Source organism: Parabacteroides faecis, assembly GCF_014647375.1.
GTDB lineage: Bacteria > Bacteroidota > Bacteroidia > Bacteroidales > Tannerellaceae > Parabacteroides > Parabacteroides faecis.
This window is the reverse complement of the sequence record NZ_BMPB01000013.1, coordinates 158,541-170,035: the sequence shown is the minus strand read 5'-3', so window position 1 is coordinate 170,035 and position 11,495 is coordinate 158,541. Positions and strand designations below refer to the sequence as shown.

The following is an 11,495-nucleotide window of genomic DNA, read 5'->3' as shown; positions in this document are numbered from 1 at the left end:
TCACTTGTCAACTGTCAACTATCTTTGTCCAAGTATTCTTTCTTAAACATGCTGAAGCAAAGTATAAAGACAGAGATCAGGAGCGGTCCGAATATAATCCCCATAAAACCAAACAAAGACAGTCCGATGATTACGCCGAAAATGGTAATCAACGGATGAGTATCCGCCATTTTCTTCTGAAGGACGAAACGTATCAGATTGTCTACATTCGTTATAACGATCAACGCATAGGCTACCAATCCCAGACTATTCACCCAGTCTCCGGTCAAAGCCATATAAACGACAAGCGGCAACCAGACCAAAGCCGTTCCAACCACCGGTATAATAGTCGCAAAACAGGTTAGAAAACCGAACAGGAACGGACTCGGCGCATTAAATATCCAATACCCGACCATCGCAATAGCACCTTGAATAATAGCCAGCAAAGGAATACCGATCGCATTGGAAGTTACGATCATGTTGATCTCTTTCAATACTTCGCGTTTATTTTCTTTACTGAAAGGAAGGATATCATAAATATATGTCTCCATCTTACTTCCTCCGATCAGCATAAAGTAAAGAATAAGGACAAGAACAGCAATGTTCACGGCAAAGCCGCTGATCCCTCCCATCAAAGCCTGGCCGATTTTAGGCAACACCGATACGATGGATGCTATATTATCCTTTTCCAGCAAGTCATAACCTGTTTTCTGCCGGATCAGATCTGCGATATGTTCAAAAGAACTGACCAGTTCGGAAGGATTCAGGTTTATATTCTGTAACTTATTGACAAATAGCCAGACAGCCAGGGATAACGGAATAAGAAAGCATAAAATAGTCTCCAGCAATAACAGGATAGCTACCAGGCTACGATTCAGACGTTTCTTTTCCGTCAGGTATTGCAATTGTTTTCTCAATAAAATATAGATGGTGAATGCTCCTAATATACCTCCCAGGAACGGAGTAAATTCAATAAAAAGTATGATTCCCATCACCACGATAATAGTAATCAGGGAATATTTCCAGTACGATTCTTTCAAGCTCATATTTGTTTACAATATAATATTCGACATCCTATTTAAATTCATAACTTCCGGTCATTTTATATAAAACAAATTATTTGCCGGAGTTGTTAAGGTTATCATAACAAAATATCAAAATGACAATTTAAGTATTTCATTACTTGAATATAAGACCCGGGAACATACACAGGAAATTTTATACGATTCTCCAGATATTGGATTTTATCAAATTGAATCAGCCTAGAAGAATAAAGACTTCTTTTTAATAGATACATTCAATATATGACAGCTATTTATTCTTAAATATCACTTTTCACAAGATACACTAAAGATAATTTCAGTCAACTCCAGGACATCATCCGTAGAAGAAACATGCCCAAAAACATAAAATAAGAGACAACAAAATGAACAAACCCATCAGGAATAAAGCATATTTAACACTTTTTTCTGCTTAATCGAGCCCCCATTTCATTTAAAATGAAAAAAAATTCGTTTAAAACGAGATGGATTTTTATTTAAACTAAATTCAATTGGACGAAAAAATCGGGAATCAGAAAGGCATATGTTAAATAATGTATTAAAGACTTCTCTAAAACTGTTATTCCGGACAATATACACGTAAGCAATTTTGAGAATATAAAATCCATTTGACACAAATAAGCGATATTATATATCCATTCGTAAACACTAGCCCAAACATCATTCTTGATGTATGAAACAATACATAACAAACCACCGGCTATAAAAACCATCCAAATTTTCCACAAGTATAAAAGAAATTAGTGTATCTTCGTTGTTATATATAAAGAACTATTAAAATATACTCATATGAAAAGAATTAACAACTCAGTCCTGCGAAGCGCATTTGCTATGATTCTGGGGTTTGTATTGGTTTTATGGCCGGAAGCTGCTATTACCTATCTGGTAATTGCGATCGGTATCTGTTTTATTATACCGGGAATATTTTCTCTACTGAACTACTTCACAAGGGAAAAAGTGGAGGGTGAACCCTCTCCCATGTTCCCCATTGACGGAGCCGGAAGTATTTTATTCGGGGCATGGCTTGTGGTCATGCCGGAATTTTTTGTCAATATATTAATGTATATTCTGGGAGCATTACTGGTCATTGCCGGAATTCAGCAAATAGCCATGCTGGTATCCGCCCGCAAATGGAGTATAGTACCGTTAGGCTTCTATATCATGCCGGCATTGATCTTATTGACAGGTATCATGATCATCGCCTATCCGTTCGGAGCTGCGGCTAACACATTCGTTATCTTTGGCGTAGCCAGTATCTTCTATGGAGTCATAGAATTAATCAACTGGTACAAATTCCGCCAAAGATAAAAGAGTAGATTAGGACTTGCGGTATTCCATCGGGGAAATACCCATGTGCTTTTTAAAGAATTTTCCAAATGTAGACTGATCGGAAAAATGCAGAATGTCTGCGACCTGTTGCACAGTTGCCTGCGGAGCCTTCAACAAGATCTTCGCCTCAACGATCAACGCATCGTCAATCCATTTATTAGCAGATTTTCCGGTCAGTTCCTTTAAGATCAAAGACAGATATTGCGGAGTGATAAAAAGCTTCTCTGCATAGAAAGTAACCACATGCTGCTCCTTACAATGTTCAAACAGCAATTGAAGGAACTGTTCGAAAAGTTCTTCTTTGCGGGAAAGAGCCGGCATCAACAGACCATCTTTTTTTCCCATAAATATATTGGCAATCTCCAGAAGGAACCCGACAAAAGAATTCTGCATCACTTCTTTCTGGAAAAAATGAGTCCGGTTCTTTATTTTAGTCCTCAGCAACTCGATGTAATTGTCTACCAACTCCGTTTCCTCCGGTTCGAAAGTCGTACAGGGGTTTTTTCTCAATTGCATATAATTAGCCATTGAAGGGCTACGCTTCGCCGTATTACATTCATCAAGAAATTCACGGGAGATAACCAAAAGCTTCCCTTTAAAATCTTTACTGATCTTATTGAGTTGTATCGTATGCGTCGGCATAATAATAGTAAAGCTATTAGTTCCTATAGTATAAGGGACATAATCCAATGCTATTTCCGAAGAGCCTTCCAACACCAGGACCATCAACAGTGCATCCAATCGCATCGGCATAGTATGTTCATACACTTCCTGATCATCAACTCCCTGATTACCATCAATATCGGCTATCAGAAATATATCCTGGAAACTGTCGCGAATTATTATACCCCTATTTAACTCTGCGAACTTTATTAAAGGGAGATTTTCCATAATTTTATATTTTACTCATCATTATAGTCTGCACAAAGATAGGTATTGTTTACAATCCCGCAAGGAATTTGTTTCATTTTTCACCAATTCAGATGTTTTTTTCACCTATAAACCTTTATTTATCAAAAACATCTTTCGTTTCAAACCAATCCTGTAACAGAATAAACCTTTTGAGTTTTCTAAATTAGACAGAACTTTGTCACCGAGCATAATGGCTGATGATTCAAAAAAATAAATATGACAAAAGAACAAGTTATGACGACGGCATTGGATCTGTTCTCACAATACGGTATCAAGAGTGTGAGCATGGACGATATTGCCCGGAATATGGGTATTTCAAAACGTACGATCTATGAATTCTTCGAAGACAAGGAAACATTATTACAGGAAGCTATCAAATCCTATAATAATAGCATGCGAAGCACACTTGCCGAACTGGAAAAAGGTCCATACACGGCTCTCGATGTTTTCGTCCTGTTCTACGAAGATTTTATGAAACGCCCCCGTTGGTACAATAAAAAATATTATGATGATCTGAAACGTTATCCGAAAGCATTGGAACAGGTAGAGAAAGACAAAGCGGATTTCACTAAAAGATGTATCAAATTACTTAATCGGGGAGCTAAAGAAGGTGTTTTCCAAAAAGATGTAAATATCGAAATATTAGCTTTGCTGGCAAAAGAACAATTGAAAATGATCCGCCCGTCGAAAACATTTCTGAACCATTCGGTGGCAGAAGTATTCCAGACGGTATTGTTTACCTTCCTCCGGGGTATATGCACAGAGAAAGGCCTGACGATTTTGGAGCGTTATGCTTTGAAACACTCGCAGGACATATTATTAAGTGAAGAGTAATAGGAATTTTATTCAAAATCAAATCTAGTTTAAATGAAACGAGTATTAATTACTAAGAAGATGATGTGGGTAGTCATGATGTTGCTGCCTTCTCTGGTCTTTTCTACGGTGAAAGCACAGGATGTCCTGAAGCTCGACCTGGAAAAAGCATTGGAGATAGCGTTAAGTGAAAACCCGACCGTGAAAGTCGCTGACAAAGAGATCGAAAAGAAAAAGTATGCACAGAAAGGTACATATGCCGCTCTGTTCCCTCAGATTAATTTTACAGCCGATTATACCCGCACATTGAAAAAGCAGGTGATGTATATGGATGGTTTCGATATGGGTGGCGGCAGTGACGAACCGACGCCTGGTATGGAAGGTATCGATATGAGCAAAGGTATTGAGGTTGGCCGTGATAACAACTGGACTACCGGCTTCAATCTATCGATGCCCCTTGTCAACGCTACATTATGGAAAAGCCTCAGCATATCCGCCCTCGACGTGGAACTGTCTATAGAACAGGCACGGTCATCCAAAATATCGATGGTAAATCAGGTTAAGAAAAGCTTCTATGCCGTTTTACTGGCAAACGATTCTTATCGTGTTTTCAAGGAAAGCTATGATAACGCGATGGAAAACTATCTGGATATCAAAAAGAAATATGACCAGGGAACGGTAGCCGAATACGATCTGATCCGTGCAGACGTGACCGTAAAGAACAGTGAACCGAATATGCTCCAGGCAGAAAACTCGCTCACATTGGCTAAATGGCAATTAAAGGCACTCCTGGGAATGGATCTGGAAATGGCTATCGACTGCGAAGGAGAACTGGCCGATTTCGAATCGGTCCTGTTTGCGGATTATATGGCAACCGATACGACATTGGCTGGCAACACCGATTTGAAGCAGATCGATCTGCAGATGCAACAGTTGAAAAAGACTTTGACCATGCAGAAGTTCGACTATCTGCCTACATTATCGCTCACAGGTATGTACCAGTGGAATGCCATGAACAATGATTTCAAGTTCAAGAACTACAACTGGACTCCTTACTCGATTGTCGGTGTATCGCTTACGGTCCCTATCTTTTCCGGAGGCAGCAAATATCATAAGATCAAGCAGACGCAGGTATCCATGCATCAGATGGATTTGCAGCGCGACGATACGAAACGCAACTTGCAGTTGGCTATCAAACAATATCTGGATAATATGAAAACCTGCGTGAAACAATTCGATGCCGCCCAGAAAGGTGTCGAACAGGCAAACAAAGGATATAAGATCGCCCAGAAACGCTATGATACAGGGGCCGGTACATTGCTTGAAATGAACGATGCGGAACTGGCACTGACACAAGCGAAACTGAATCTGAACCAGTCCATCTACAATTATATGGTAGCTAAATCGGATATGGAAAAAGTCTTAGGTCAGGAACAAACGAATTAAGAAATAAGAATGAGAACAAAAATAAAAACAGTTTACAATATGAAAACACGTGAAATGCTGAAAGTTGTACCGCTCGTAACATTAGCCTTGCTGATGTCATGTACAGGTGAAAAGAAAGACTCTGAGGCAGATACCCATGATGAAAAAGTAAAAGTGAAGATTGAGCAGGTATCGGCTCAGGATGTAGACCAGCTGGCGGAATTTACTGCAACCGTAGAGGCAAATATAAAAAACAACATTGCGCCTCAGTCTCCGGTTCGTATTGAGAAGCTGTTCGCAGAAGTGGGTGACCATGTAAAAGAAGGCCAGGTACTTGTCAAGATGGACGAAACAAACCTGAAACAGGCCAAAATACAATTGGACAATCAGGAAATTGAATTTAAGCGCATCGACGAACTGTATAAAGTCGGCGGAGCTTCCAAATCAGCCTGGGATGCCCAGAAAACACAGTTGGACGTAAGCCGCGCAAGTTATAAGAACCTGCAGGATAACACTCAGTTGCTAAGTCCGATCAGCGGTATCATCACTGCCCGCAATTACGACAGCGGCGATATGTACAGCGGTGGCAATCCTATATATACAGTAGAACAGATCCGCCCGGTCAAACTGTTCGTGAATGTTTCCGAAAGTTATTTCACACAAGTGAAGAAAGGCAATGAGGTAGATATCAAGCTGGATGTATATGGCGACGAAGTATTCAAAGGCAAAGTAAGCCTGGTCTACCCGACCATCGACTCCTCCACCCGTACTTTCCCGGTAGAGATTAAGATTGCCAACGCCGACGAACGTGTACGTCCGGGAATGTTTGCCCGTACCACCATGAACTTCGGAGCACGCAACCACGTAGTTGCACCGGACCAGTCCATTGTAAAACAATCCGGATCGGGTGACCGCTACATCTATGTTTACAAAGATGGAAAAGTATCCTACCAGAAGGTAGAACTGGGACGCCGCATGGGAAACAAATATGAGATCGTATCCGGCGTAGAAAATGGCGACCAGGTGGTAATAACCGGTCAGAACCGTTTGACTAATGGAATGGAAGTAGAAATTGACAAGTAAGAAATAATACTATATGAGTTTATATGCAACAGCGGTAAAAAAGCCGGTAACCACCGCCCTCGTATTCGTGGCTGTGGTGATTATGGGACTTTTTTCCTTAACCCGATTATCAGTCGACTTGCTCCCGGAGATCGAGACCAACATGATCATGGTCATGACGGCCTACCCCGGAGCCAGCGCCACCGATATTGAAATGAACGTATCCAAACCATTGGAGAACGTATTGAACAGTGTGAGTGACCTGAAACACATCACCTCACAGTCTCGCGAAAACATCTCTATCGTTACACTGGAATTTGAATACGGTACCGATATCGATGTCGCGACCAACGACGTCCGGGATAAACTGGACATCGTAGAATCGTCTCTGCCGGATGACGTGGAAAACCCGATCATCTTTAAGTTCGGTACCGACGATATTCCAATCCTGTTGCTTTCGGTAACAGCAGAGGAAAGTACCAACGCCCTTTACAAAATCCTGGACGATAAAGTATCCAACCCGCTGGCACGTATCAGCGGAGTAGGTGCCGTATCTATTTCCGGTGCTCCGATCCGTGAAGTACAGGTATATTGCGACCCTTACAAATTGGAAGCTTACGGGCTGACCATCGAGGGAATCTCCTCTATCATTGCACAGGAGAACCGCAATACACCGGGTGGTAGCATAGATATCGGTTCAAACACCTATACGCTCCGTGTACAAGGTGAATTTACCAATGCCAACCAAATGCTGGACCTGGTGGTAGGAAGCAATAACGGTAAGAATGTGTATCTGCGCGACGTTGCACAGGTAAAAGACTATATCGAAGAACGTGCCCAGGAAACCTTCAATAACGGAGGTAAGGGGGGTATGATCGTTATCCAGAAGCAGTCCGGAGCAAACTCTGTGAATATCGCTAAGAAAGTTCACGAAAAACTGCCGGAAATACAGGCCAGTTTGCCATCCGACGTACAACTGGGTGTGATCGTCGATACCTCGACCAACATTCTGAATACGATCGACAGTTTGCAGGAAACGATCATGATCACTTTCATTGTCGTTATGTTGGTGGTATTCATCTTCCTGGGACGCTGGAGAGCGACATTTATCATTATCCTGACGATCCCGATCTCACTGATCGCCGCATTCGCCTATTTGCTGGCATCCGGCAATACACTGAACATTATCTCGTTAAGTTCATTGTCTATTGCAATCGGTATGGTGGTGGATGACGCCATTGTGGTATTGGAGAATGTCACGACGCATATTGAAAGAGGTAGTAAACCGAAGCAGGCAGCCGTACACGCAACCAACGAGGTGGCTATATCCGTAATTGCTTCTACATTGACTATGTTGGCAGTATTCCTGCCATTGACAATGGTGACCGGTATGGCCGGTATCCTTTTCAAACAGTTAGGCTGGATCGTTAGTATCATCATGATCGTATCGACAGTCGGAGCTTTGACTTTGACACCGATGCTTTGTTCTCAGTTGTTACGTCTCGATCCGAAGAAAGGACGTTTGTACGTTTTGTTCTTCACTCCTATTGAAAAGGCACTGAATGCACTGGACGTTGCTTATGCACGTTTCCTGGACTGGGCAGTACGTCATCGTAAAACAGTTATTGCCGGTGCCTTCCTGATCTTTGCAGGCAGCATGATGATGATCCCTATGATTAAGACTGAGTTCTTCCCGACCCAGGATAATGCCCGTATCGGTATCACGATCGAAATGCCCATCGGTACCCGCCAGGAGATCACACGCGATCTGGCTTTGCGTATCGACAAACAGTTCCGTGAGAAATACCCGGAAATTCTGGTACTGAACTTCACCGAAGGACAGGCTGATACGGATAACACATTTGCCCAGTTGAGCGACAACGGTTCGCACATTATTGAAATGAATGTCAACCTGAGCAGTGTCGGCGACCGTGAAAGAGGTTTGATCGAGATTTGTGATATGATGCGTCAGGACCTGGCTGAATACTCCGAGATTAAAGAGTACAAGGTTTTGGCTGGCGGTCAGTCCGGTTCTATGGGTGGTGAGAATGCAGTAGATATAGAAATCTACGGTTTCGACTTTGCCAAGACCGATGCTGTTGCTGCAGATCTGTCAAGACGTCTGGAAGGATTGAAGGGATGTTCACAGGTTAACATCAGCCGTAAAGATTATATTCCGGAATACCAGGTAGACTTCGACCGCGAAAAACTGGCTATGAACGGCCTGAACGTTACGACAGCCTCTTTATACCTGCGTAACCGTATCAACGGTTCCACCGCTTCCAAGTATCGTGAAGACGGTGACGAGTATGATATCAAAGTACGTTATGCTCCCGAATTCCGCCAGTCTATCGAAGATATCGAAAATATTATGATCTATAACAATGCCGGACAAGGGGTTCGTATCCGCGATGTAGGTAAAGTTGTAGAACGTATGACACCGCCGACTATCGAGCGTAAAAACCGTGAACGTCTTATCACTGTATCTGCCGTTGTCGGTCAGGGTGCTGCATTAAGCGACCTGGTGTCTGCCGTTCAATCCGAGCTGAAGAAGATGGATATCCCATCTGATGTAAGCTGGCAGCTGGGAGGTACATTTGAAGACCAGCAGGATACATTTACCGACCTGGGTATATTGATGGTATTGATCATCATCCTGGTATTTATTGTGATGGCAGCCCAGTTCGAGTCGTTGACCGACCCGTTCGTGATCATGTTTTCCATCCCGTTTGCTTTTACCGGTGTAATTCTGGGATTGGCAATCACACAGACGCCACTCGGGGTGATGGCTTTGATCGGTGTAATCATGTTGATGGGTATCGTTGTAAAGAACGGTATCGTGCTGATCGACTACACGATCCTGTGCCGCGAACGCGGAATGAGTATTCTTACTGCTGCAGTTGCTGCCGGTAAATCCCGTCTCCGTCCGGTATTGATGACCACCCTGACTACCGTACTCGGTATGATCCCGATGGCTATCGGTACAGGCGAAGGTGCTGAAATGTGGCGCTCGATGGGTATGACGGTTGCATGGGGACTTTCAGTATCCACTTTGATCACACTGGTTATCGTACCGACGGTGTATTGCGTATTTGCCGGAAACGGTGTAAAACGCCGCCGCCGTAAGATCGCAAGGTTGAATCATCTGGAACAATTATAAACGAGAAAAGAAAGATAAGTCAAAAAGCTATTACTGACCGCAGACAATGCAGAGTCTGCGGTCCTTAATACAAACTTTTTGACACAGTCTCTAATTAACAAAAATAGAACGAACATGAAAGCTATATTCATATCATTCAATCAGGCTTACTACGAAATGATCCTCAGCATTATGGATCGCAGCAACATTCGCGGATTTACTTTCTGGGAAACAGTGCAGGGACGCGGCAGCCAAAAAGGCGAACCTCATTACGGTAGCCATGCCTGGCCAACCCTCAACTCAGCCATACTGGCAATGGTAGACGACGAAAAAGTCGATCCTTTCCTCGATCTGCTCCACAAAATGGATATGCAGACAGAAGCTCAGGGACTACGTGCATTCGTATGGAACATTGAAAAATCAATTTGACGGTTATGGAAGCACCTTCTACAACCACATTCAAATTGAGCAGGCATAAAAAGAGAGGGTTGTTCCTAACAACGGTCCTCTCTGCCCTGATCGGTGCCGGAGCTTTGTATGCTGCTCATGACCTCAAATATGGGGAAGGACGTTTTGTCTTTATCTTCATCGGTGTCTTTGCTTTACTCACGACATTTTTCTGCTTAATCAGCTATTCATTCCTGACTCGCGAAAGTTTCAAGGCGATCTATATCTCCGACGAAGGAATCAATGATATATCGACAGGCAACCGGATAGGCACAATTTTGTGGAAAGATGTTGACAATATCAAAATAATGGACGACCTTAGCAATCTGAAACGTAAATATATCGTGCTGAAGGTAAAAAATCCGAACGAATATATTGACCGGGAGCCCACACGTAGCAAGAAGCGTTCCCTGGAACTGAAGCTTCAATACTACGGATCGCCTATTTGTATTTCCGACCGTGCGTTGGATTGTACATTTAAGGAACTCGAAAAGGCTGTATTCGAGAAATACAACCACTATAAAACGTTACATAAAGAAGCATAATCTTATTACTCGATTTGAAATGACCCTTGATGAGTTTAATATATTGCTGATTATAATGGCGGTCATTGCCGCCATTGTTTTTGTTACCCTTTACTTCGTAGAAGCCGGATACGGTATGTTATTCGACAAAAAATGGGGTATCCCTATTCCAAACAAAATAGCCTGGATCTGTATGGAAGCACCTGTTTTCGGGGTGATGCTCTTCCTCTGGAGCCAGTCCGAACGGCAACTTGAAACCGTTCCTCTACTCTTCTTCCTCTTCTTCGAACTGCATTATTTGCAACGGGCATTCATATTCCCCTTACTGATCAAAGGCAAGAGCAAAATGCCTGTGGGTATTATGACAATGGGGATTGTCTTCAACCTGCTGAACGGTTATATACAAGGTATGTGGATATTCTACCTCGCCCCGGAAAATATGTATTCAACCCAGTGGCTGACCACTCCGCAATTCATTATCGGAACGCTGATGTTCTTTAGCGGCATGTGGATCAACTGGCGGTCAGACTATATCGTCCGCCACCTCCGCAAACCGGGCGACACCAATCATTATCTACCTAAAGGAGGTATGTTCAACTACGTAACCTCGGCCAACTATTTCGGCGAACTGGTGGAATGGTGCGGCTTTGCCATCCTGACCTGGAGTGCCAGCGGAGCCTTGTTCGCCTGGTGGACATTCGCCAACCTGGTACCACGTGCCAATACGATCTGGCACAAGTACAAAACCATGTTCGGTAAAGAGGTCGGAAACCGGAAACGAATCATTCCATTTATTTACTGATT

Annotated in this window: 10 protein-coding genes; 8 read left to right on the top strand and 2 right to left on the bottom strand. The window is 42.9% G+C overall.

What is annotated here, in order from left to right:
• Positions 1 to 14 precede the first annotated feature (14 nt).
• The gene (locus IEY67_RS19015; RefSeq protein ID WP_122352974.1) at positions 15 to 1,025 is read right to left on the bottom strand and encodes an AI-2E family transporter; all 1,011 of its coding nucleotides are present in this window, start codon (positions 1,023 to 1,025) and stop codon (positions 15 to 17) included.
• Positions 1,026 to 1,829: 804 nt separating this feature from the next.
• On the opposite strand from IEY67_RS19015, the gene IEY67_RS19010 reads away from it, so the two are divergent.
• Positions 1,830 to 2,348, top strand: a complete 519-nt coding sequence (locus IEY67_RS19010; RefSeq protein ID WP_122352973.1) for an HdeD family acid-resistance protein — start codon at positions 1,830 to 1,832, stop codon at positions 2,346 to 2,348.
• Between the two features lie 9 nt (positions 2,349 to 2,357).
• On the opposite strand, the gene IEY67_RS19005 is transcribed toward IEY67_RS19010, so the two are convergent.
• Positions 2,358 to 3,260 carry a helix-turn-helix domain-containing protein gene (locus IEY67_RS19005; RefSeq protein ID WP_122352972.1) on the bottom strand — a complete coding sequence of 301 codons (903 nt, stop codon included), beginning with the start codon at positions 3,258 to 3,260 and terminating at the stop codon, positions 2,358 to 2,360.
• A gap of 237 nt (positions 3,261 to 3,497) precedes the next feature.
• Here IEY67_RS19005 and IEY67_RS19000 point away from each other — a divergent pair, with 237 nt between their 5' ends.
• The 7 genes from IEY67_RS19000 (at position 3,498) to IEY67_RS18970 (ending at position 11,493) form a co-directional block, all read left to right on the top strand.
• Entirely contained in the window at positions 3,498 to 4,115 is a 618-nt protein-coding gene (locus IEY67_RS19000; protein ID WP_183670792.1) for a TetR/AcrR family transcriptional regulator, read from the top strand.
• A gap of 33 nt (positions 4,116 to 4,148) precedes the next feature.
• Positions 4,149 to 5,540: a TolC family protein gene (locus IEY67_RS18995; RefSeq protein ID WP_122352970.1), complete on the top strand. Its 1,392-nt coding sequence runs from the start codon at positions 4,149 to 4,151 to the stop codon at positions 5,538 to 5,540.
• Between the two features lie 39 nt (positions 5,541 to 5,579).
• Positions 5,580 to 6,602 (top strand): efflux RND transporter periplasmic adaptor subunit, encoded by a 1,023-nt coding sequence (locus IEY67_RS18990; RefSeq protein WP_122374173.1) that lies wholly within the window; start codon positions 5,580 to 5,582, stop codon positions 6,600 to 6,602.
• Positions 6,603 to 6,615: 13 nt separating this feature from the next.
• A complete protein-coding gene (locus tag IEY67_RS18985; protein ID WP_122360594.1) occupies positions 6,616 to 9,741 on the top strand; it encodes an efflux RND transporter permease subunit in 3,126 nt (1,041 codons plus the stop codon).
• A gap of 114 nt (positions 9,742 to 9,855) precedes the next feature.
• On the top strand, positions 9,856 to 10,149 hold the full coding sequence (locus IEY67_RS18980) for a PG0541 family transporter-associated protein (RefSeq protein ID WP_122360595.1): 294 nt from the start codon (positions 9,856 to 9,858) through the stop codon (positions 10,147 to 10,149).
• Between the two features lie 5 nt (positions 10,150 to 10,154).
• The gene (locus IEY67_RS18975) at positions 10,155 to 10,712 is read left to right on the top strand and encodes an STM3941 family protein (protein ID WP_122374071.1); all 558 of its coding nucleotides are present in this window, start codon (positions 10,155 to 10,157) and stop codon (positions 10,710 to 10,712) included.
• 19 nt (positions 10,713 to 10,731) lie between these two features.
• Complete coding sequence (locus tag IEY67_RS18970) at positions 10,732 to 11,493, top strand: DUF1295 domain-containing protein (protein ID WP_183670794.1); 762 nt, start codon at positions 10,732 to 10,734, stop codon at positions 11,491 to 11,493.
• The last annotated feature ends 2 nt before the right edge of the window (positions 11,494 to 11,495 follow it).